Below are 21,825 nucleotides of genomic sequence, written 5' to 3' on the forward strand. Positions count from 1 at the left end.
TGGACAGTTCAACGTTTACTCAGAATAATTCAAGTGAATTTGTTTGAAAGAAGAACTTTAAAAGCTTTATTTTCACCCGATAAAATACCCATAAAACAAGAGGAAGCTCATTTGAGCTTCCTCTTGTAAAAAATTGTGGGACAGCAATGACCCGAAGGTGCTTTTTTTATTTGCTTAAATTACTGATACCAGCTGAAGAGTTTAAATACATATGGCACATAGGCAATGATCAGCATCGCTGGCAGTAACACGATCATCGGTAAAATCCAGCGCTCATAACGATAATAGAAGGACTTATGTCGAACTTCTGCATCCGCCTCAGCCACTTCAGCATCACCAATGGATTGCCTTGCCAACAGATGGTTCAGGGCAACTGGCGGTGTCACATAACCCAGCTCGAAACCAATCAAGGTAATCATCCAGAAATGCACCGGATGAATTCCATATTGATAGGCGACTGGTGCAACCGTTGCTGAAATCAGGATCACCGCGCCGAACGGATCCATGATCATGCCAACGAACACCATCAGGCCAACAATCATGGAAATCACCAGAATGGTACTGCTGATATCTGTCGGGAACGCTTCCATAATTTCCATACGTTCCAGCAGGCCACCCACACTGACAGACAGTGCCATCAGGATCACCAGCGCACCAATGTGTCCAACCGTTTCACTGGTCGAAATGTGTAATGATTTCCAGAAGCCGACTTGACGCAAGCTTTCACCAACAGTCGAACGTTTTACACCATGGTCTACAGCCAGTTCACCGCCCTGCTGCTCAATATGCTCTGCTTCACGATACTCTGCATTAATGGCTGTACCCGCAGTTGCCATTGCAGGCGTATTTCCTGAACCTAAGGTTGTGGTTAAGGTTTCATCCCAATGCCCTACTGGTGGTAATGGTGCAGGCTCATGACGTAACTTATCAAATAGCACGATCATCAACAGAATGACTGGCATCATGACAGGTGCAGTAAATTCATTCAGATCTGTAGATAAAGCATATTTGTAGAACAGCCAGATCAGGATGAAAATCACAATATAAGGAATCACATTTACAAAGGCACGTGCAGACTGTGGTGCAGCCAGACCAGGTGCAGCAATACGGAACTTGCTTTCAGCAAAGAATAGCGAAATGATCAGGAACAATGTTGAACTGAGCAGGAAGACATAGACACCGTAGTGATACAGCATATCTGTCGTCACTTCCTTGTTCAGTGAAGCAACCACAACAATCAGTAGACATGGACGAAGCACCACACCGAGTGAACCGGACATCGCTGTTGCTGCCAAGGCAAACTGACGGCGACCACCGGCATTCCAGACTTCCTTATAAATGATCGCACCTGCAGCAATCACGAAAATCCCAGATGCACCGGTATAAGCGGTTGGTAGTGCAGCTGCCAGCAGGATTAACCAGGTCAAGGTTTCTGGTGCCAGATTCCATGGACGCAGGATATTCAGGAACATGTCTACGACACGGGTTTGTTTCAGCAACATACCGGCCCAGATAAATAAGGCCAGATTCAGGAAGATGCTCGAGAATTCAACCAGTTGCCCCAGATAGATACCCTGACCCATCGGGTAATCCATCAAGAAGACAAAGTTAAACCCAGTACTGATGGCCATATAGGCATACAGTGGCACGCTTAAGAAAGCCAGTCCAAAACTGCCTCCCTCTCGGGTCGCCTGAGGTGGCTTAATGACTTGGTACAGACTGATCAGGGTCAATGTCCCAAAGAGAATCATCCATAGCCAGTAGACATACTTCATGTCTCCCATCGGCACCCCGGAATTCAGCACCGACATATATTGGCTGTAGGAAGAATAGACCAGGAAACTGTTCGCGATCAGCATCGCCACAGAATAAACTTTGAAATCGATACGGGTGGCTGGGCTACGTAGACCGATATGATGGGTTTTTAATGTCGCACTGATTGCAGCAAATACCACCATGATAATCAACAGTAAGGCACGGTTTTCAGTCCCGAACTTGAAAATGCCAAAGAATGAAGTTTCAAAACTGCGATAGGCGCGAATACTTGGATGCGCTTCAATATGCGTTATCGCCTTGTCATAGAACTGGTAAGACTCTTCACAAACCTGTTGTGCCTGCATCACTGCAGCACGCACATCCGCTTCAGAACGTACACCGAAGAAATCGGCATATTCATCGGCGGCATCTGCTTTCATCTGCTCCTGAACTTTTTGATCGACATTAATATTACGATCACATTGTGGTGCTTTCGGTTCAGCACGCAAAAACGAATATTGCATGCCTGTCGCCGGATCACCATACAGACGCTCGCCCATACGCAGTAACTGACCATGAATCATTTCCCCGGTTCCAATCACTAAGGTCAGTAAGAGCAAGATGAGCACGACAAAGGTCGAGATCCACTCTGTCCAGATATAACGTAACAGACCTAATCCTGATCTGTTTTGATTATCGTTGTGCATGTATTTTCCTATTCTTGTTTTCGCGCCTTACATTCTTTTAAGCGCTGGTCTTCCTGTCTGCCCCGAAAATTCCTTTACAAGGGTCAGTATCATTATTTTCTGTTTTGACTCTGCATGAAAATCAGCAGAATAAAAATGACAATTTATCTTTTCTTTTTGTCTTTTCTGCCAACAGTTTCAGCTATCCTGGACATAATTGCCCAAGATATAGAGCAATGCGACTACCACTCCCCAGATCACCCCTAATAAATGCGCTTCGACCAGTACCGGACTGCCGATAAGTTGTGCAGTTTCCTGATTTCCAATGGTATTTTCCCAAATCAGTTTGGCAAAGATTAAAAATAATACCAGCACGGCAAATCCACGTTCGCGTTGATAAAGCAGATGCACACAGGCGACTGCGACATAAGCCCCATGTAATACCCCGGATAGTCCTGCATATGCTTCAATATTTGGCAGGAAAAAATAAAAACTCAGGCTGATCAACGGCGGCAGGATCAAAAGAATCGAGACGAAATGCCACACAGATGCACGGGGGAAAATGAAAGGTAGACAGATAAAGGCAAGAATATTCAGAAAATAATGGGCCCAGCCGACATGCACCCAGTGCGCGGTCCAGAGCCGCCAGAATTCTCCGAGCAGGCTTTCCTGCCAGTAGATGAAAGCATCGTTAAAGATTTGCAAACTCGCTGAAAGAGAGACAAAAGCCGCCAGAAAAATAATTTTTCGTCGAAGATGTTGATCTTGCATCGGCTCCTTGAACTCCTTTCAGCATATTGAAAATGACCTCTATGAGCATCATTTACTTAATTTTTCATTAAATTATAGGTCAGCGCTAAACAGATCATCTAGTTCTGAAGAATTATCCGTTTCATCCCAGAAGGTCTGCATGCCATCATCTGCGCTACGAATACCGGTATTTTCAGTCCAGTAACGGTCAGAAATACCATTCACCATAATGGCAGCCATACTGTCGATCAGCTTGAACTGAGGATTGACCGGTTTTTCATCACTACGTGCCTGATCAAAGGTTCTTAACGCATCACGAATTTTGGCATCATCCCCACTGGCCTGTGCCGCTACAGCATATAAGGCATGTGATAAACGTACACCTTTTTGCTCACCAATTTGTACTGACTGTTTCAGAGTTTGGTAAGGATCAGGTTTTCCATCACCTGCCCCTGGCAATAAAGTCCAGATCACAGCACGGGTTGCATTTGGCGCGCCCCAGAATTTGGTATTATCCAGACAGGTCATGCCACGCTCAACCACAGCCGCAATATCTTTAGGTACTTGTACAGCCCCACCCGAGTTAATGTCATTGGTCATGGCTTGCAAGCCACTCAGCATGCCCAGCAGATAAACTGTCTGTTCAATATCACTGTTCATGCGTAGGCAGCCTTCACCCAGCGCTTTTTTATATTTTTTCTCATAACGGGTCTGAAATAACTGATAACCCGTGTACTGACGTTGTGCAGCCAGTGCAGCCCACCGTTTCTGCTCAATCCGCGCATCCTGAGCTTCAGTCACCTGATTGACTTTAGAAGCACGCAGATACCGTAGCTCTGCATCCAGCGCTTTCTGCTCGGCACAAATCCCGGCTGCGGAGTACATCAGTACCGCAACACGAGTCGGATCAGCCCCCATTTCCTTGGTCGACATGATGGCTGGTGTTAAAGAATTCCCGGAATTACACACCATCTCGGCATCATCCATCGCCAGGATTGGTGGAACAATATGCTTTTCAGTGAAGCCCAGCGCCACATTGGCACCGGTTTTAATGACCTGAGAACATCCTGTTAGAACTGTTGTTGTTATTGCAATGGTCGCCATACCTTGGCATATTTTTCGGACGCTCGACATTTTCCTGTCCTCTATAATTGTGATTATGTCCATTATTCTGCTAAACATATCAGAAGCATATAACGAATAAAAGAGTATTTACTCTAATTTAGACCAGACACTTTGCCATTAAATTTCCCAGCTGCAATTGACTGTAGTAGATAAAATCCCAAATTTTGGGCAAAAAAAAGTAGCATTGCGACGGTTCAGCACATGCTACTTATCAACTTGACAAGCCGAGAAGAAAATAGATTCTCGAGCTTAATTCTGTTATTTAGGTGAAAATCTGTCCTTCAGCACCGTTCCCAGCCGTCCTATGACTAGGGCCATCACAATCGCAACGATCAAAAACATCCACATTGGAAATTCCATCATGATCTCCTGTGTTCGCTGTTGGTGACTTAAATGTACCTGCTTATAAAAAAAGCAGCTGAAAAATTGTCAGACAATTCATTGTTTTTACAGAGAAATGTGATTTTTTGTCTGACAATTCGAGCGGGGTTAGCGGATAAATCTTTATTTTTAATCAATTTATTTAAAATTTCGGAATATCATTTGTCGGACAATTAAAGTATTTTTGTCAAAACTTTCAAAGACTTCCATTGTTTAAAAGGCAACTGGTCACACCAGATGAGCAACGGACGTGCTTTTGCATGCTGGAAATACACCACGATATAAGCTTGGTGATCAATCACGTGACTGATCAACACTCGCCGTGTGCCTTGCGCAGCTGCTGTCAGCGACCATTCACGTCCATCCAGATATTCAAACTGCTCAATGTGAGGTGTCTTACGATAAAATAACTGGTAAATGACCAATCCGATGACGCCACAAACCAGCCACATTATCACAGGCAATAACTGATACAACAGGAACATCAATACAGCAAAAATAAAAAGCTGAAACACCAGTGCACACTTGCTGCGTTTCAGCTTGAAACAGCGATTATCCATGAACGTAAAATTTAAGCTTCTTGATAAAATCTTTTAATTCAGGGCGTGGGGGTTCTGACACTTCCATAAACCAGTCCAGCAGGTCCGGATCTTCCTGTGCAACCAACTCAGCAAACATTTGTTTTTCGAAGGGATCAGCATTGAGATAATAGTTTTTCACGTAGGGATCAAAATATACATCGATCTCTTTCAAGCCACGACGCGCGCGATAAATCACTTTGCGCTCTTCTAAGGTGATGTCATCAGTCATCGAATTTTCCCAACTCGTTACAAACCTGAGTAGTTTACCTTAAGCCATTGCTGAATTTCGAGGTATTTCATACAAATGACCAAAAGCATCAGTAGATTCCCCAGATTTGAACATTCAGCTCATTGTTCCCTCGTCTGCTCTATCTTAAGTTAAATAAAACATCACAATAAGGAAATTATAAGATGCATTCGAGCGCGATCCGTCCATTGGCCAGCATGCTGCCACGTCAGCTTTTCAATGATGAACATGAAGCCTTTCGGGAGATGGTCCGTAAATTCTATGAAAAGGAAGTGATTCCTCATACAGAAAAATATGAACAGCAACAGCATATCGATCGTGAGCTCTGGAATAAAGCCGGTGAACTTGGCCTTCTCTGTGCCACGATGCCTGAAGCTTATGGCGGTTCAGGGGTGGATCGTTTATACAGTATGATCCTGATCGAGGAACAGGCCTATGCAGGCGACTCTGCGACAGGATTTTCACTGCACTCCGATATCGTGGCCAATTATATTCTGAACTTTGGCAATGAAACACAAAAGCAGCAATGGCTCCCGAAAATGGCTACAGGTGAAGTGGTCACGGCAATTGCGATGACCGAACCTGGAACTGGCTCCGACCTGCAGGCAGTACGCACAATTGCGGTATTAGAGGGTGATGAGTATGTGATTAATGGTTCCAAGATATTCATTACCAATGGCTATCTTTGTGATATGGCAATTGTGGTATGTAAGACGGGTCATAGCGAGAAAGGCTCTGCCAACCTTTCCTTAATTATGGTCGAAGCAGATCGTGCAGGATTTAGTAAAGGTAAACCCTTAAATAAAATCGGCATGAAAGGTCAGGATACCTGTGAACTGTTTTTTGACAATGTTCGTGTGCCTAAAGAAAACCTGCTAGGTCAGGAAGGCATGGGTTTTATGATGCTGATGAAAGAACTGGCTTGGGAACGGTTAATTGTGGCCATCATATGTCAGGCAGGGGCAGAAGCGGCATTCGCACATACGGTAAAATACACCAAAGAACGTCAAGCCTTTGGCAAACCGATCAGCGCTTTTCAAAATACCCGTTTTAAACTGGCAGAATTGCGTACTGAAATTGAAATTTGTCGGGCTTATCTGGACCGTTGTATGCAACTACAGCTTACCCATGAATTGGGAATTGATGCCGCCGCAGCTGCTAAATACAAAATTTCTGAACTATATAGCAAAGTGGTGGATGAATGCCTACAACTGCATGGCGGTTATGGCTATATGCTGGAATATCCGATTGCACGAGCGTACCTGGATAATCGCGCGAACCGCATTTATGCAGGAACCAATGAAATCATGAAGGAACTGATTTCCAGATCACTTTAATTTGAAATATAAAAAAGGAGTACATCAGGTACTCCTTTTATCTATGTCAATACTTAAGACACCAATCTTGGCTTGGATGGCACAGCACTGGATTTCGATTTGAATTTCAATACTCCATCTTCAAAAGATGCAGTTTTCAGCTCTTTACGGTCCGCCAGATAATTATTGGATACTTTCCAAGGCGCATGCTTACCCTGTTTCGGCATCACATCCGCTGCACGGGCAATATAGCCTGAAGTTAAACTACCCATCACCGTATCTTCCAGCAACTCGGTGGCATCTCCTTCCGGAATCACTTCATCATAACCATGCTGATCCATATAATTGAGCAGACGACAGATATATTCTGCGGCAATATCCACTTTCAAGGTCCAAGAAGCATTAATGTAACCAATAATCAGCGCCATATTTGGCACATCACTGACCATCACCCCTTGATACAGCATATGCTTCGACGTATCTAAAGGTTTACCATCCATTGTGGCCTGAATACCACCAAGAATCTGAATATTTAAACCGGTGGCAGACACAATAATATCCGCATCCAGATGTTTACCTGATTTTAGCTGAATCCCAGTTTCAGTAAATTTCTGGATATGATCGGTTTCTACAGATGCATGACCTTCACGCAGGATTTTGAATAAATCCCCATCTGGCACTACACATAGACGCTGATCCCAAGGTTCATAATTCGGGGTAAAGTGTTTCATATCCACTTTACCTTTCAGCTGGAACTGTACTGATTTTAATAGTAATGTTTTCAGTAATTTTGGCTGTTTTTGTGCAAGTGCATAGATACCACGCTGCATGCCGATATTACGCGCACGGGTCAGCTTATAGGCCACATCTTCAGGCAATAATTTACGCATTTTTGAGTAAATCATATCGATCGAAGGCACTGACGCGATATAGGTTGGAGAGCGCTGTAACATGGTCACATGCCCTGCACCGCCTTTAACCATGGCAGGAACCAATGTAATCGCTGTTGCACCACTGCCAATAATGACTACTTTTTTTCCGCTATAGTCCAGATTTTCAGGCCAATGCTGCGGGTGAATGAATGTACCTTTGAATGCATCCTGATTCGGGAATTCCGGCTGGAAGCCTTGATCATAATTGTAGTAACCAGTACAGCCAAGAACAAAGTTAGCGATCCAGGTCTGCTTTTTGCCCTGAGCGTTTTCAACTACGACTGACCATTTACGTGTCGCTGAATCATAATTGGCACTAACGACGCGATGTTGAAAATGAATTTTTGAGCTCAAGTTAAATTCCTGAACCACTTCTGCAATATAGTTTTTAATTGCTGAGCCAGAAGCCAATACACTTTCTTTTTTCCACGGCTTAAAGTTGAAACCAAAAGTCGACATATCCGAATCTGAACGGATACCAGGATATTTAAACAGGTCCCACGTACCGCCAAAGCTTTCGCGACGTTCAATAATTTCGAATGAGCGTTGAGGGCTATGTTTAGAAAGATGGGCTGCCAGACCAATTCCTGAGATCCCCGCGCCTACAATTAAAATATCAACTTGCTTTTCCATATTCTTCTTTTACCTGAGTATTGTCATATATTTTTATTAAAGCACAAAATTGACAATACACAATGTCAAGTTTAAGTAAAAGTGATTATTTTTTTATCTTTTCAGGACAGATTTCTAAACTGCCTGATAATAGGCAAATGCAAGACAATAAAAAAGGCCGGTTTATTCAACCGACCTTTTCGAACAACGTTTGCTGCTCTACACGAAATTAGTTAACTTCGCGATCTACTAGCTCAACGTAAGCCATCGGTGCAGCATCACCTGCACGGAAGCCCGCTTTAAGAACACGTAGATAACCGCCGTTACGCTCTTTGTAACGAGGGCCAAGAACGGTAAATAATTTACCAACAGTTGCAGCTGAACGAGTACGAGCAAACGCCAAACGACGGTTTGCTACTGTATCGACTTTAGCTAAAGTGATTAAAGGCTCAGCAACACGACGTAATTCTTTAGCTTTAGGCACAGTTGTTTTGATCAACTCGTGCTCGAACAAAGAGTTAGCCATGTTTTGGAACATCGCTTTACGATGACTGCTTGTACGGCCTAATTTCACACCACTATTACGATGACGCATGGTGATAGTCCTACTTAATTAACGGCTACGATAGGCGAAACGATCGTCCATACGGAGACTAGCTGGTGGCCAGTTCTCTAAACGCATGCCGAGTTGTAAGCCTTTGGAAGCCAGAACATCTTTGATCTCAGTAAGCGATTTTTTACCAAGGTTAGGAGTTTTAAGTAACTCAACCTCAGTACGCTGTACAAGATCACCAATGTAGTAAATGTTTTCTGCTTTCAAACAGTTAGCAGAACGAACAGTTAGCTCTAGATCATCTACTGGACGAAGCAAAATTGGATCAACTTCTTCACGAGGTTCTTGAGCCACAGGAGCTTGATCTTTCTGAAGATCAACAAAGATTGCAATTTGTTGTTGCAAGATTGTTGCCGCTTTGCGGATTGCTTCTTCAGGATCAACTGTACCGTTGGTTTCAAGATCAATGACCAGTTTATCAAGGTCAGTACGTTGTTCTACACGAGCGTTTTCCACTGTGTAAGACACACGTTTGATCGGGCTGTAAGATGCATCTAACTGTAAACGACCCACTGGGCGAGTCTCGCCTTCTGGGAAACGTGAGTCAGAAGTCTCGTAGCCACGGCCTTGAGCCACTTTCAGGCGCATCTTAAGATTGCCTGATGCACTTAACGTGCCGATCAAGTGTTCAGGGTTAACCACTTCAACATTATGAGGTAAACGAAGGTCAGCCGCAGTTACGTCGCCTGGACCTTGTTTCTCTAATGTTAAATAAGCTTCATTTTGATCGAACAGCTTAATAGACAATCCTTTTAGGTTCAGCAAGAGCTCGACGATGTCCTGCTGCAAGCCTTCCAAAGTACTGTACTCGTGCTCAACACCTTCAATCTCAACTTCTACCACAGCAGCGCCAGGTAAAGAAGAAAGAAGGATGCGACGTAAAGCATTGCCCAGAGTATGACCAAAGCCACGCTCTAAGGGTTCTAGAATAACTTTTGCCGAGGTCCCGCTTGCCGCTTCGACCTTGATCGCTTGCGGAGTTAGAAACTCATTTGCAGTACGCGTCATATTGCTACCTCAAGGATTATTTAGAATACAATTCTACAATCAAGCTTTCGTTGATTTCAGCAGGTAAATCAGAACGATCCGGTGCAGCTTTGAACGTACCTTCTAGTTTAGAATGATTTACTTCCATCCAAGAAGGAATGCCACGTTGAGCAGCTAATTCAATTGCGTTTTTGATACGTAATTGTTGTTTAGCGCCTTCGTGAACTGCAATCACGTCACCAGCTTTAACTTGGATAGACGCGATATTAACGCGACGGCCATTTAAAGTGATTGAACGGTGAGATACTAACTGACGAGCTTCTGCACGTGTAGAACCAAAACCCATGCGATAAACAACGTTATCAAGACGGCTTTCAAGCAGTTTCAACAGGTTTTCACCAGTTGCGCCTTTAACACGAGCAGCTTCTTTGTAGTAGTTACTAAATTGACGCTCTAAAACACCGTACATACGACGTACTTTTTGTTTTTCACGTAATTGTAGTGAGTACTCAGATTGTTTACCGCCACGAGCTCCACCATGTTGACCAGGAGCTTTAGCGTGTTTTTTAGTTTTGACGTCAAATGGTTTAACGCCAGATTTTAATTGCAGGTCTGTCCCTTCGCGGCGAGAGAGTTTGCATTTTGGACCAATATAACGAGCCATGAATGTTTCTCCTTACACGCGACGTTTTTTAGGTGGACGGCAACCGTTGTGAGGGATTGGAGTCACATCGGTAATGCTGTTAATTTTATAACCCACTGCACCTAATGCACGAACCGCAGACTCACGACCTGGACCAGGACCTTTCACAAGGACGTCCAAGTTTTTCAAACCGTAATCTAAAGCTGCTTTACCAGCAACTTCAGCAGCTACCTGAGCAGCAAACGGAGTTGATTTACGTGATCCACGGAAGCCTTGTCCACCTGAAGTGGCCCAAGCCAGTGCATTACCTTGACGATCGGTAATAGTCACAATGGTGTTATTAAAAGAAGCGTGAATGTGTGCAACACCTTCAGAGACGGTACGAGTGACCTTCTTGCGTGTGCGAGTATCTTTAGCCATCTTTTAGCTTCCAGAAATCTTATTTCTTAATTGGTTTGCGCGGACCTTTACGGGTACGTGCGTTAGTTTTGGTGCGTTGACCACGGACAGGCAAGCTGCGACGATGACGAAGACCGCGGTAGCAGCCTAAATCCATTAAACGTTTAATGTTCATGGAAATTTCGCGACGTAAATCACCTTCGGTCGGAACCTTGGCAATTTCTGCACGAATCGCATCAAGCTGAGCGTCATCTAATTCACGGATCTTAGTAGTAGTTGGGATACCCGCAGCAGCTAAGATTGACTTAGCAGTGTGGCGACCAATACCAAAGATGTACGTTAGAGAGATAACAGCATGCTTGTTATCCGGAATGTTTACACCGGCAATACGAGCCATTCAATTTTCTCCAAAAAGGCAGTAGAGATAATCAACCGCCCCACAAAAATCTTGAGGGGCGGATAATAACCCAATTCGCCTACTGAAATCAACAGGTCTTGATCAGATTAACCTTGACGCTGCTTATGACGAGGTTCTGCGCTACAAATCACGCGGATAACCCCATTACGACGGATAACTTTACAGCTACCACAAATTTTCTTTACAGAAGCTTGTACTTTCATGATGAAACCTCTAAGTGCGCTTATCCCTTAGGATGAGCAGTCGTTTTTCTCATTAACGTTTGATTGTCATACTGGTGCGAGGTGAGATGTGCTTGAAGCTGAGCCATAAAGTCCATCACCACCACTACCACGATCAGCAACGATGTTCCGCCCAAGCTAAATGGAATACCAAAAGAGCTTTGCAAAATCATCGGCATTAAACAGATGACAGTGATGTATATCGCGCCGATAAAGGTCAAACGATTGAGAATATGATCTAAGTAACGAGCAGTTTGCTCACCTGGACGAATACCAGGCACGTAAGCTCCGCTGCGTTTCAAGTTCTCTGACACTTCTTTAGGACTAAATACCAGTGCTGTATAGAAGTAACAGAAAAAGATAATTAACGCACCAAAGAGCACCAAATACAACGGCTGACCAGGCGATAACACCAATGCCAAGTCTTGTAGACTACGCTTGATAATTCCTGCACTTGGATCCGAACTACCAACCCACTGACCTAAGCTCGCTGGGAACAAAAGTAAAGAGCTGGCAAAAATTGCCGGAATTACACCCGCCATATTAATTTTTAATGGCAAATGCGTTTGCTGTGCAGTAAATACACGACGTCCCTGCTGCTTTTGAGCATAGTTCACCGGAATACGACGCTGCGCCTTCTCGATAAACACAATCGCTGCAAGTACAGCAATCGATAACAGACCAAAAATTGCTAGTCCAATTAGACTAGACTGGCCATTATCAACTGAAGTTAGAGACTGCATAACTAAAGTCGGCAATCCTGCAACGATACCTGCGAAGATGATCATGGAAATACCATTACCCACCCCACGCTCGGTAATTTGTTCACCCAGCCACATCAAGAACATGGTCCCCGCAACCAAAGAGGTTACTGCAGGAACATAAAAAGCCAGACCAGAGGTCAGGGTAATTCCCTGGCTGATCAGGCCAGCACACATACCAATTGCTTGCACAAGTGCAAGGAACAGAGTGCCTTGTCGTGTGTATTGGTTAATCTTACGTTTGCCCTGCTCGCCTTCTTTTTTCAAAGCTTCGAGCGATGGAACCACTGTAGACATCAACTGCACGATAATCGATGCAGAGATATATGGCATGATCCCTAAAGCAAGAATCGACATTCGCTCTAATGCACCACCCGAAAACATGTTAAACAAACCAAGGATGGTACCTTGGTTTGCATTAAACAGATTTTCTAGCGCAGCATTATTAATCCCTGGTACTGGAATATGCGCTCCTAGTCGAAACACCAACAACGCACCAATGAGAAACATCATTCGACGAATAATTTCACGGTATTTCACATGAAATGGTTGGCCTTTCATCATGTTGACATGACCTGAAGAACTAGGAGTCATAGACACTGGGGATTACTCCTCGACTTTACCGCCAGCAGCTTCAACAGCAGCTTTAGCGCCTTTAGTCAATGCAACACCTTGTACAGTGAATGCACGAGTAATTTCACCAGAAAGTACGATACGAGCACGAGTCATGTCTTTACGTACAACGTTCGCAGCTTTTAAAGTTTCAAGAGACACGATGTCGCCTTCAACTTTAGCAAGCTCAGATAAACGTACTTCAGCAGTTTTCAAAGCCAATTGGCTAGTGAAACCGAATTTAGGCAAACGACGATAAAGTGCAGTTTGACCACCTTCGAAACCTGGACGAGTACCACCGCTCTTACGTGAGTTTTGACCTTTGATACCACGACCACCAGTCTTACCAACGCCAGAACCGATACCACGGCCTAGACGAAGGTTGTCACGCTTAGCACCTTCTGCAGGTGCAATTGTATTTAAACGCAGAGTCATGGCTTATTCCTCTACACTAACCATATAGTAGACTTGGTTGATCATACCACGGTTAGAAGGCGTATCTTGCACTTCTACAGTATGACCAATACGACGCAGACCTAAACCTTTCAGGCTCAGCTTGTGATTTTTCAAGCGGTGCGATGCAGATTTAGTCTGGGTAACTTTAATCGTTTTCATGATTGATTACCCTTGAATTTGTTCTACTGTTAAACCACGTTTCGCAGCAACTTTCTCAGGAGAAGTCATATCACGCAAACCATTAAAAGTCGCGTTTACTACGTTAGCAGCGTTTGTAGAGCCATAACATTTAGTTAATACGTTACGTACGCCAACAGCTTCTAAAACTGCACGCATCGCGCCACCAGCAATTACACCAGTACCTTCAGAAGCAGGTTGCATGTAAACGCGGCTTGCACCGTGACGAGCATTGATAGGGTGCTGAACAGTACCATCAACAAGGTCAACAGTAATCATGTTACGACGAGCAGCTTCAAGTGCTTTAGAAATAGCAGCTGGAACTTCACGCGCTTTACCACGACCAAAACCTACGCGACCATTACCATCACCCACAACAGTTAATGCTGTGAAAGAGAAGATACGACCACCCTTAACAACTTTGGCTACACGATCAACGGCAACCAGCTTTTCAACAAGACCTTCGTTTTGTTCAACTTTAGCCATGATTAGAACTCCAAGCCGTTTTCACGGGCAGCATCAGCCAAAGCTTTGATACGACCATGATATTTGAAACCAGAACGGTCAAATGCAACTTTAGTAACACCAGCTGCTTTAGCGCGTTCTGCGATTAAAGCACCTACTTTTTGAGCTGCTTCAACGTTACCAGTAGTACCCGCACGTAGAGTAGCGTCTAAAGTAGAAGCTTGCGCTAATACTTTGCCACCATCTGCTGAGATAACTTGAGCATAGATGTGACGCGGAGTGCGGTTTACACACAAACGAGTCGCACCCAATGCACGGATGTGCAAGCGTGTGCTTTTCGCACGACGCAAACGGGATTGTTTCTTTTCGTTCATAAGAACCTCGCGCCTTATTTCTTCTTAGCTTCTTTACGAAGTACAACTTCGTCAGAATAACGAACACCTTTACCTTTATAAGGCTCTGGTGGACGGTAACCACGGATATCTGCAGCGACTTGACCTAGAACTGCTTTATCAGCAGATTTAAGTACGATTTCAGTTGCAGTTGGAGTTTCAGCAGTTACACCTTCAGGAAGCGTATAGTCGATCGGGTGAGAGAAACCAAGGTTAAGGTTAACAACGTTACCTTTAACCGCAGCTTTATAACCAACACCGATAAGTTGTAACTTACGTTCGAAACCTTCGCTTACACCTTTTACAAGGTTGTTAAGCACAGCGCGAGCAGTACCAGCTTGCATCCAAGCGTCTTTAGATTCAGCTTTAGGAGCAATAACTAGAGTACCGTCTTCCTGTTTTAGCTCGACCAGCGCATGCAGGTTGAAAGACAATGTACCTTTGCTGCCTTTCACTTCGACCTGCCGGCCGTTCTGAGTAACTGTTACACCGTTAGGTACAGTTACTGGGGCTTTAGCCACACGAGACATGAGGAATCACCTATTAAGAAACAAAAGCAATAACTTCACCACCAACGCCTGCAGCACGTGCAGCGCGATCAGTCATGATGCCTTTGCTTGTAGAAACAATTGCAATACCTAAACCTTGCTTAACGCTTGGAAGTGCATCTTTACCGCGATACTGACGTAGACCTGGACGGCTTACGCGTTTCACAGTTTCGATAACTGGCTTGCCTTCAAAATATTTTAAAGTCAAAGTAAGAGTTGCTTTGCCTTCAACTTCAGCAACTTCTACGTTTGAAATATAACCTTCTTGTTGAAGTACGTTAGCAATCGCAACTTTCAACTTAGAATTAGGCATAGAAACAGTTTGTTTCTTTGCCATTTGTGCGTTACGAACACGTGTTAGCATGTCGGCAACGGTATCTTGCATACTCATTTATAGTGCTCCTTACCAGCTTGCCTTAACAACGCCAGGTACATCACCTTGCATTACTTTATCGCGTACCATGTTACGGCTTAAGCCGAACTTACGGAAGTAACCATGAGGACGACCAGTTAAACCACAACGGTTACGTAGACGTACTGGAGATGCATTACGTGGTAATGCTTGTAATTTCATCATCGCATCGAAACGCTCTTCATCTGAAGCATTTACGTTTGCAATGATTGCTTTTAATTCAGCACGTTTTGCAGCGTATTTAGCAACAGTAGCTTCGCGTTTCAATTCGCGATTAATCATACTTTTCTTAGCCATTTCGACCTCTTATTTGAACGGGAAGCCGAATGCACGCATTAGCGCACGGCCTTCGTCATCGGTGCGAGCAGTCGTAGTGATGGTAATGTCCATACCACGAATACGGTCAATCTTGTCAAAATCGATCTCAGGGAACATGATCTGTTCTTTAAGACCCATTGAGTAGTTACCACGACCATCAAATGATTTCGCAGAGAAACCACGGAAGTCACGGATACGAGGAATCGCAATCGAGATCAGACGGTCTAAGAATTCGTACATACGTTCGCCGCGTAAAGTAACTTTACAACCAATCGGCCAACCATCACGGATTTTGAAACCAGCGATAGATTTACGAGCTAACGTAAGAACTGGTTTTTGACCAGCGATAGCTTGCATATCAGAAAGAGCACCATCAAGGAGTTTCTTGTCAGCAGAAGCTGCACCAACACCCATGTTGATAGTGATTTTAGTGATGCGAGGGATCTCCATCACATTCTTAATTCCCAATTGTTCTTTTAATTGAGCTTTAAGTTCGTCGTTGTAACGTGCTTTAAGTCTGGCCATTGCCTTTTTCAACCTATTACTTCGCTACCGCCACTGATTCACCATTAGATTTGAATACGCGAGTTTTCACGCCATCAATCGTTTGGTAACCAACACGGTCAGCCTTTTGGGTTGTAGCATTAAAAATTGCCACGTTTGAAATGTGAAGCGAAGCTTCTTGAGTTACGATGCCGCCTTCAGCGCCAGTAACACGGTTCGGCTTTTGATGCTTCTTCACCAAGTTAAGGCCTTCAACCTTAACGCGGTCATTAGAAACAGACAGAACAGTACCCTGTTTGCCTTTTTCTTTACCTGCGATCACAATTACTTGATCGCCTTTTTTAATCTTAGCCATGATCGCCTCTTATAGAACCTCAGGAGCCAATGAAATAATTTTCATGAACTGTTCAGTACGAAGTTCACGAGTCACTGGTCCGAAAATACGAGTTGCAATCGGCGCTTTGTTGTTGTTCAAAATAACAGCAGCGTTATCGTCGAAACGAATCACTGAACCGTCTGGACGACGGATACCGAATTTTGTACGTACAACTACTGCATTCATCACGTCACCTTTTTTAACACGTGCGCGTGGAATTGCTTCTTTTACAGTAACTTTAATAATGTCGCCAACAGAAGCATAACGACGATGTGAACCACCAAGTACTTTAATACATTGTACGCGGCGAGCACCACTGTTGTCTGCTACGTCGAGCATAGTTTCGGTCTGAATCATTGCCCTACTCCAAAACCGAGCATCACCGGTCACAATTTCGAAAGGCTCAAAGAGTACTCGAAATTGACCGATGATGCAACAAGAACGTTAATTACTCAGCAGCTGCTTCAACAACTTCAACTAAAGTCCATGACTTAGTTTTAGACATTGGGCGGCTTTCTTTAATGGTTACAACGTCGCCAACTTTAGCTGTGTTGTTCTCATCATGAGCATGTAATTTTGTTGAACGGCGGATTGATTTGCCATACAACGGGTGTTGAACACGGCGTTCGACAAGAACAACGATAGATTTTTCCATCTTGTCGCTTACTACTTTGCCTGTTAACGTGCGGACTGTATTTTCACTCATTGTCCGTTCCCCTGTTTTTCGGTAAGGAGGGTCTTGATACGAGCAATAGTCTTGCGAGTCAATTGCACTTCGTGCGATTTACCCAATTGACCAGTTGCTTTCGCCATACGAAGACGGAATTGGTTTAGCTGTTGCTCATCAAGCAAAGCTGTCAACTCTTCTACCGACTTTTCACGTAGATCTTTAGTTTTCATTACATTACCGTCCGAGTCACGATAGTGGTTTTAAACGGAAGTTTAGCAGCAGCAAGCGTGAACGCTTCGCGAGCTAGGTCTTCGTTAACACCATCAATTTCGTACAAGACTTTACCTGGTTTGATTTGGCAAACCCAGTATTCCACAGAACCTTTACCTTTACCCATACGCACTTCAAGTGGTTTAGAAGTAATTGGCTTGTCCGGGAATACACGGATAAAGATTTTACCACCACGTTTAATACGACGGCTAATTGTACGACGCGCTGCTTCAATTTGACGTGCAGTCATTTGACCACGTTCGATTGATTTAAGTGCGATAGTACCAAAAGATACTGAGCTACCGCGGTGAGCTAGACCAGTGTTACGGCCTTTTTGCACCTTACGGAATTTAGTACGTTTAGGTTGCAACATGGATTATTCTCCTTTTTCAGCAGAACGATCATTGCGACGACCACGACGCTCTTGACCTTCACCACGACCGCGACCGCGTTTAGCTGGACGTTCTTCAGCTGGAGCTGGGTTCATGACTTGTTTCATGCCACCCAAGATCTCGCCACGGAAGATCCAAACTTTAACACCAATCGTACCGTAAGTAGTCTCAGCACGCATAGTCGCGTAGTCGATATCTGCACGAAGAGTATGTAGAGGTACACGACCTTCACGATACCATTCAGTACGAGCAATCTCAGCACCACCTAAACGGCCTGAAACTTCTACTTTGATACCTTTCGCACCAGCACGCATAGTGTTTTGAACCGCACGCTTCATAGCACGACGGAACATTACACGTTTTTCCAATTGAGAAGCGATAGCTTCAGCAACTAGACGCGCGTCTAAGTCTGGACGATCAATTTCGTTGATACTTACTTGCGCAGGAACACCCATAATAGATGTTAATTCGCGTTGTAATTTCTCAATGTCTTCGCCTTTTTTACCGATTACGATACCAGGACGAGCAGTGCTAATAGTTACTTTAGCAGCGCCTGTTGGACGTTCGATAAGAATATTGCTGATCATTGCATTCTTAAGTTTTTTAGTTAAAAACTCACGAACTTGCAAATCTTTAAGCAAGTATTCAGCGTATTGTTTCGGACTCGCATACCAGTTAGCGTTATGACGTTTCACAACACCTAGGCGGATACCGATTGGATGAACCTTCTGACCCATATCAAACCCCTACCTTAACGGTGATGTGACAAGTACGCTTAGTAATACGATCTGCACGGCCTTTAGCACGTGGCATAATACGTTTCAGGCTCATGCCTTCATCAACGTAGATCGTAGAAACTTTAAGGTCGTCTACATCTAAACTGTTATTATGTTCAGCGTTTGCAATTGCAGATTCCAACGCTTTCTTAACCAATACTGCAGCTTTTTTGTTGCTGAAGTTTAAGATGTTAAGAGCGTGCGCAACAGATTTGCCGCGGATAAGATCTGCAACCAAACGAGCTTTTTGTGCCGAGATAGCGGCACCGCGTAATTTAGCAGTTACTTCCATCATAGCACCTATTAACGTTTAGATTTCTTGTCAACACCGTGACCACGGTAGGTACGAGTCGGCGCAAATTCACCAAGCTTGTGTCCAACCATATGTTCAGAGATGATCACTGGAACATGGTTACGGCCATTGTGTACAGAAATTGTTAAACCAACAAAATCCGGGAGGATCATCGAACGACGCGACCAAGTTTTGATCGGCTTACGGTTATTAGCCGCGATAGCCGCTTCAACCTTAGCGAACAAGTGCGCATCGACGAATGGGCCTTTTTTCAGAGAACGAGGCATTGTCAGATTCCTTTACTTGTTACTTAACGCGACGGTCGCGAATAATCATCTTAGTCGTACGCTTGTTGGTACGTGTTTTGTACCCTTTAGCTTTTTGACCCCATGGGCTTACAGGTTGAATACCTTTGTTACGCCCTTCACCACCACCGTGTGGGTGATCAACTGGGTTCATCGCCATACCACGAACGGTAGGACGAACACCACGCCAGCGTGATGCACCAGCTTTACCTAGTGAGCGAAGGTTGCTTTCTGAGTTAGATACTTCACCTAACACAGCGCGGCATTCAACATGAATTTTACGCATTTCGCCTGAACGAAGACGAACGATAGCGTAAGAACCGTCACGACCCAACAACTGAACAGAAGTACCAGCTGAACGAGCTAACTGCGCGCCTTTACCGATTTTAAGTTCGATGTTGTGAAGAGTAGAACCGATAGGCATGTTGCGAAGTGGCAAGCAGTTACCTGGACGGATTGGAGCATCGTTACCAGATTGAACTGAATCACCAGCGCGTAAACCTTTAGGCGCGATGATGTAGCGACGTTCACCGTCAGCATACTTCAACAACGCAATGTGCGCAGTACGGTTTGGATCGTATTCAATACGCTCAACTACAGCTGGGATGCCGTCTTTGTTACGTTTGAAGTCGATTAAACGGTAGTGTTGTTTGTGACCGCCACCAACGTGACGAGTCGTAATGTGACCGTTGTTATTACGGCCGCCAGTACGTTTTTTAGCTTCAACTAGTGGAGCATAAGGCGCGCCTTTGTGAAGGTGATCATGAACCACTTTCTCTACAAAGCGACGTCCTGGAGACGTTGGCTTACATTTTTGAATAGGCATAGTTTTCGTCCTTATTCCGCTGCGCTTTCAGCGGCATCGCCCAAGTCAGCCATTTCAACATCTTGGCCAGCTTTCAGGGTGACGTATGCTTTTTTAACATCAGAACGACGTCCTAATGTTTTACCAAAGCGTTTAGTTTTACCTTTAGTGATCGTAGTGTTAACTTTAACAACTTCTACACCAAACAATTGTTCAACTGCTTTTTTGATTTCAAGTTTGTTTGCATCAAGTGCAACTTTGAATACTTGAACACCAGCAGTTTCACCTAAAACTTGTGCTTTTTCTGAGAAAACAGGTCCTTGCAGGACTTGATATAAACGTTCGTTGTTCATCCGAGTTCTACCTCAATTTTCTTAGCAGCAGCTACAGACATAACAACTTTGTCGAACGCGATCAAGCTAACAGGATCGATTGCAGTCGCATCAACCACATCAACGTGTGGAAGGTTACGAGCAGCTAGATACAAGTTCTCATCAACAGCATCAGTAACGATCAATGCACGAGTAGCATTCAAGTCGTTAAGTTTTGCAAGCAATTCTTTAGTTTTTGGAGCTGCAACAGCAAACTCTTCAACTAGAACTAAGCGATCTTGACGAACAAGTTCAGCCAGGATGCATTGCATAGCACCGCGGTACATTTTACGGTTTACTTTTTGAGACCAGTCTTGTGGACGAGCAGCAAAAGTTTTACCACCGCCAACCCAGATTGGGCTACGAATAGAACCAGCACGAGCGCGGCCAGTACCTTTTTGACGGAATGGTTTTTTACCACCGCCAGAAACGTCTGCACGTGATTTCTGAGCTTTAGAACCTTGACGACCACCAGCTAAATAAGCTGTAACAACTTGGTGTACAAGAGCTTCATTAAATTCACGACCGAACGCAACTTCTGATAATTCAACAGCAGAGCCGGAAACAGTATTTAAATTCACGTTATTTCCCCTCAGGCCTTGATCGTAGGACGAACAGTTACGTCGCCACCAGTAGCGCCAGGAATCGCACCTTTAACTACTAGAACTGAACGTTCTGCGTCGATAGATACAATTTCAAGACCCTGTACAGTTACGCGTTCAGCACCTAAATGGCCAGCCATTTTTTTGCCTTTGAACACGCGACCAGGAGTCTGGTTTTGACCTGTAGAACCTAGAACACGGTGAGAAACAGAGTTACCGTGAGTAGCGTCTTGAGTACGGAAGTTCCAACGCTTAACACCACCTTGGAAACCTTTACCTTTAGACTGACCAGTTACGTCAACAATTTGACCCACTGTGAACAAATCTACACCGATAGTAGCGCCAACTTCACGACCTTCAAGCTCAGCTTCTGAAACGCGGAATTCTTGAACCAGACGACCAGCAGCAACACCAGCTTTCGCAAAGTGACCTTTCTGAGCGTTAGTTACGCGAGATTCGCGACGTTCACCAGTAGTGATTTGAATCGCTTGATAACCATCAGTTTCAAGCGTTTTGATTTGAGTGATGCGGTTAGGATCAACCTCAATCACTGTAACAGGCACAGAAACACCAGCATCTGTAAAGATACGTGTCATACCGCACTTGCGACCGACTAAACCAATAGCCATGTGCATAAACCTCTAAAAAAGCGGCC

34 protein-coding genes and 1 pseudogene are annotated in these 21,825 nt (G+C 44.3%); 2 read left to right on the top strand and 33 right to left on the bottom strand.

Annotated features, from left to right (window positions below; all coding sequences use genetic code 11):
- Window positions 1-129, top strand: a pseudogene (locus FTV31_RS09875) (IS4 family transposase); the annotation flags it as partial.
- Between the two features lie 50 nt (window positions 130-179).
- Here the strand turns inward: FTV31_RS09875 and FTV31_RS09880 are convergent.
- From FTV31_RS09880 to FTV31_RS09900, 5 genes are all read right to left on the bottom strand, one after another.
- A complete protein-coding gene (locus tag FTV31_RS09880) occupies window positions 180-2,462 on the bottom strand; it encodes a TRAP transporter large permease subunit (RefSeq protein ID WP_180014597.1) in 2,283 nt (760 codons plus the stop codon).
- A 177-nt stretch (window positions 2,463-2,639) separates the two neighbouring features.
- Window positions 2,640-3,212: a rhombosortase gene (gene rrtA, locus FTV31_RS09885; protein ID WP_104425691.1), complete on the bottom strand. Its 573-nt coding sequence runs from the start codon at window positions 3,210-3,212 to the stop codon at window positions 2,640-2,642.
- A 72-nt stretch (window positions 3,213-3,284) separates the two neighbouring features.
- On the bottom strand, window positions 3,285-4,325 hold the full coding sequence (locus FTV31_RS09890; RefSeq protein WP_180014599.1) for a hypothetical protein: 1,041 nt from the start codon (window positions 4,323-4,325) through the stop codon (window positions 3,285-3,287).
- 545 nt (window positions 4,326-4,870) lie between these two features.
- The gene (locus tag FTV31_RS09895; RefSeq protein ID WP_180014601.1) at window positions 4,871-5,257 is read right to left on the bottom strand and encodes a hypothetical protein; all 387 of its coding nucleotides are present in this window, start codon (window positions 5,255-5,257) and stop codon (window positions 4,871-4,873) included.
- The gene (locus FTV31_RS09900) at window positions 5,250-5,507 is read right to left on the bottom strand and encodes a succinate dehydrogenase assembly factor 2 (protein ID WP_005233752.1); all 258 of its coding nucleotides are present in this window, start codon (window positions 5,505-5,507) and stop codon (window positions 5,250-5,252) included. The genes FTV31_RS09895 and FTV31_RS09900 overlap by 8 nt, the downstream gene beginning before the upstream one ends.
- 182 nt (window positions 5,508-5,689) lie before the next feature.
- Here FTV31_RS09900 and FTV31_RS09905 point away from each other — a divergent pair, with 182 nt between their 5' ends.
- Window positions 5,690-6,862, top strand: a complete 1,173-nt coding sequence (locus FTV31_RS09905; RefSeq protein ID WP_180014603.1) for an acyl-CoA dehydrogenase family protein — start codon at window positions 5,690-5,692, stop codon at window positions 6,860-6,862.
- 53 nt (window positions 6,863-6,915) lie between these two features.
- On the opposite strand, the gene FTV31_RS09910 is transcribed toward FTV31_RS09905, so the two are convergent.
- The 28 genes from FTV31_RS09910 to rplC form a co-directional block, all read right to left on the bottom strand.
- Window positions 6,916-8,406 (bottom strand): NAD(P)/FAD-dependent oxidoreductase, encoded by a 1,491-nt coding sequence (locus FTV31_RS09910; protein WP_180014605.1) that lies wholly within the window; start codon window positions 8,404-8,406, stop codon window positions 6,916-6,918.
- A gap of 208 nt (window positions 8,407-8,614) precedes the next feature.
- Window positions 8,615-8,980: a 50S ribosomal protein L17 gene (gene rplQ / locus FTV31_RS09915; RefSeq protein WP_004786886.1), complete on the bottom strand. Its 366-nt coding sequence runs from the start codon at window positions 8,978-8,980 to the stop codon at window positions 8,615-8,617.
- Between the two features lie 18 nt (window positions 8,981-8,998).
- Window positions 8,999-10,006 carry a DNA-directed RNA polymerase subunit alpha gene (locus FTV31_RS09920; protein ID WP_004786889.1) on the bottom strand — a complete coding sequence of 336 codons (1,008 nt, stop codon included), beginning with the start codon at window positions 10,004-10,006 and terminating at the stop codon, window positions 8,999-9,001.
- Between the two features lie 16 nt (window positions 10,007-10,022).
- The gene (gene rpsD, locus FTV31_RS09925; protein WP_180014607.1) at window positions 10,023-10,649 is read right to left on the bottom strand and encodes a 30S ribosomal protein S4; all 627 of its coding nucleotides are present in this window, start codon (window positions 10,647-10,649) and stop codon (window positions 10,023-10,025) included.
- 12 nt (window positions 10,650-10,661) lie between these two features.
- Complete coding sequence (gene rpsK, locus FTV31_RS09930) at window positions 10,662-11,048, bottom strand: 30S ribosomal protein S11 (RefSeq protein WP_001040166.1); 387 nt, start codon at window positions 11,046-11,048, stop codon at window positions 10,662-10,664.
- Between the two features lie 19 nt (window positions 11,049-11,067).
- Complete coding sequence (rpsM, locus tag FTV31_RS09935; RefSeq protein ID WP_004786893.1) at window positions 11,068-11,424, bottom strand: 30S ribosomal protein S13; 357 nt, start codon at window positions 11,422-11,424, stop codon at window positions 11,068-11,070.
- Between the two features lie 107 nt (window positions 11,425-11,531).
- Complete coding sequence (gene rpmJ, locus FTV31_RS09940) at window positions 11,532-11,648, bottom strand: 50S ribosomal protein L36 (RefSeq protein WP_000867907.1); 117 nt, start codon at window positions 11,646-11,648, stop codon at window positions 11,532-11,534.
- Between the two features lie 20 nt (window positions 11,649-11,668).
- Window positions 11,669-12,988 carry a preprotein translocase subunit SecY gene (gene secY, locus FTV31_RS09945; protein WP_171505548.1) on the bottom strand — a complete coding sequence of 440 codons (1,320 nt, stop codon included), beginning with the start codon at window positions 12,986-12,988 and terminating at the stop codon, window positions 11,669-11,671.
- 45 nt (window positions 12,989-13,033) lie between these two features.
- Window positions 13,034-13,474, bottom strand: coding sequence for a 50S ribosomal protein L15 (gene rplO / locus FTV31_RS09950; protein WP_004786897.1), 441 nt, complete (start codon window positions 13,472-13,474; stop codon window positions 13,034-13,036).
- A 3-nt stretch (window positions 13,475-13,477) separates the two neighbouring features.
- Window positions 13,478-13,654: a 50S ribosomal protein L30 gene (gene rpmD / locus FTV31_RS09955; protein ID WP_004786899.1), complete on the bottom strand. Its 177-nt coding sequence runs from the start codon at window positions 13,652-13,654 to the stop codon at window positions 13,478-13,480.
- A gap of 6 nt (window positions 13,655-13,660) precedes the next feature.
- Entirely contained in the window at window positions 13,661-14,158 is a 498-nt protein-coding gene (gene rpsE, locus FTV31_RS09960; RefSeq protein WP_004786901.1) for a 30S ribosomal protein S5, read from the bottom strand.
- Window positions 14,159-14,160: 2 nt separating this feature from the next.
- Window positions 14,161-14,511 carry a 50S ribosomal protein L18 gene (gene rplR / locus FTV31_RS09965; RefSeq protein WP_004281497.1) on the bottom strand — a complete coding sequence of 117 codons (351 nt, stop codon included), beginning with the start codon at window positions 14,509-14,511 and terminating at the stop codon, window positions 14,161-14,163.
- A gap of 14 nt (window positions 14,512-14,525) precedes the next feature.
- Window positions 14,526-15,059, bottom strand: coding sequence for a 50S ribosomal protein L6 (gene rplF / locus FTV31_RS09970; RefSeq protein WP_004786903.1), 534 nt, complete (start codon window positions 15,057-15,059; stop codon window positions 14,526-14,528).
- A gap of 13 nt (window positions 15,060-15,072) precedes the next feature.
- Window positions 15,073-15,468 carry a 30S ribosomal protein S8 gene (gene rpsH / locus FTV31_RS09975; RefSeq protein WP_004786905.1) on the bottom strand — a complete coding sequence of 132 codons (396 nt, stop codon included), beginning with the start codon at window positions 15,466-15,468 and terminating at the stop codon, window positions 15,073-15,075.
- A 12-nt stretch (window positions 15,469-15,480) separates the two neighbouring features.
- A complete protein-coding gene (gene rpsN, locus FTV31_RS09980; RefSeq protein ID WP_004786907.1) occupies window positions 15,481-15,786 on the bottom strand; it encodes a 30S ribosomal protein S14 in 306 nt (101 codons plus the stop codon).
- Between the two features lie 9 nt (window positions 15,787-15,795).
- Window positions 15,796-16,332 (bottom strand): 50S ribosomal protein L5, encoded by a 537-nt coding sequence (gene rplE / locus FTV31_RS09985; protein ID WP_004786908.1) that lies wholly within the window; start codon window positions 16,330-16,332, stop codon window positions 15,796-15,798.
- A gap of 16 nt (window positions 16,333-16,348) precedes the next feature.
- Complete coding sequence (gene rplX, locus FTV31_RS09990) at window positions 16,349-16,666, bottom strand: 50S ribosomal protein L24 (RefSeq protein WP_004786911.1); 318 nt, start codon at window positions 16,664-16,666, stop codon at window positions 16,349-16,351.
- A 9-nt stretch (window positions 16,667-16,675) separates the two neighbouring features.
- The gene (gene rplN / locus FTV31_RS09995; protein WP_001982634.1) at window positions 16,676-17,044 is read right to left on the bottom strand and encodes a 50S ribosomal protein L14; all 369 of its coding nucleotides are present in this window, start codon (window positions 17,042-17,044) and stop codon (window positions 16,676-16,678) included.
- A 91-nt stretch (window positions 17,045-17,135) separates the two neighbouring features.
- Window positions 17,136-17,393: a 30S ribosomal protein S17 gene (gene rpsQ, locus FTV31_RS10000; protein ID WP_180014609.1), complete on the bottom strand. Its 258-nt coding sequence runs from the start codon at window positions 17,391-17,393 to the stop codon at window positions 17,136-17,138.
- A complete protein-coding gene (gene rpmC / locus FTV31_RS10005; protein ID WP_004786915.1) occupies window positions 17,390-17,587 on the bottom strand; it encodes a 50S ribosomal protein L29 in 198 nt (65 codons plus the stop codon). Before rpmC ends, rpsQ begins: the two co-directional genes overlap by 4 nt.
- On the bottom strand, window positions 17,587-18,000 hold the full coding sequence (gene rplP, locus FTV31_RS10010; protein ID WP_004786917.1) for a 50S ribosomal protein L16: 414 nt from the start codon (window positions 17,998-18,000) through the stop codon (window positions 17,587-17,589). Before rplP ends, rpmC begins: the two co-directional genes overlap by 1 nt.
- Window positions 18,001-18,003: 3 nt before the next feature.
- Window positions 18,004-18,756 (bottom strand): 30S ribosomal protein S3, encoded by a 753-nt coding sequence (gene rpsC / locus FTV31_RS10015; protein WP_004786918.1) that lies wholly within the window; start codon window positions 18,754-18,756, stop codon window positions 18,004-18,006.
- A 1-nt stretch (window position 18,757) separates the two neighbouring features.
- On the bottom strand, window positions 18,758-19,087 hold the full coding sequence (gene rplV, locus FTV31_RS10020; protein WP_001982638.1) for a 50S ribosomal protein L22: 330 nt from the start codon (window positions 19,085-19,087) through the stop codon (window positions 18,758-18,760).
- Between the two features lie 11 nt (window positions 19,088-19,098).
- Window positions 19,099-19,374 (bottom strand): 30S ribosomal protein S19, encoded by a 276-nt coding sequence (gene rpsS / locus FTV31_RS10025; protein ID WP_004673001.1) that lies wholly within the window; start codon window positions 19,372-19,374, stop codon window positions 19,099-19,101.
- A 19-nt stretch (window positions 19,375-19,393) separates the two neighbouring features.
- Window positions 19,394-20,218, bottom strand: coding sequence for a 50S ribosomal protein L2 (rplB, locus tag FTV31_RS10030; protein ID WP_005233738.1), 825 nt, complete (start codon window positions 20,216-20,218; stop codon window positions 19,394-19,396).
- A gap of 11 nt (window positions 20,219-20,229) precedes the next feature.
- The gene (rplW, locus tag FTV31_RS10035; RefSeq protein ID WP_004786923.1) at window positions 20,230-20,550 is read right to left on the bottom strand and encodes a 50S ribosomal protein L23; all 321 of its coding nucleotides are present in this window, start codon (window positions 20,548-20,550) and stop codon (window positions 20,230-20,232) included.
- Window positions 20,547-21,149, bottom strand: coding sequence for a 50S ribosomal protein L4 (gene rplD / locus FTV31_RS10040; protein WP_004786925.1), 603 nt, complete (start codon window positions 21,147-21,149; stop codon window positions 20,547-20,549). Before rplD ends, rplW begins: the two co-directional genes overlap by 4 nt.
- Before the next feature lie 11 nt (window positions 21,150-21,160).
- The gene (rplC, locus tag FTV31_RS10045; RefSeq protein WP_005233737.1) at window positions 21,161-21,799 is read right to left on the bottom strand and encodes a 50S ribosomal protein L3; all 639 of its coding nucleotides are present in this window, start codon (window positions 21,797-21,799) and stop codon (window positions 21,161-21,163) included.
- Between the last annotated feature and the right edge of the window lie 26 nt (window positions 21,800-21,825).

Source organism: Acinetobacter sp. YH16031 (genome assembly GCF_013417335.1).
In the GTDB taxonomy this organism is placed as follows: Bacteria; Pseudomonadota; Gammaproteobacteria; order Pseudomonadales; family Moraxellaceae; genus Acinetobacter.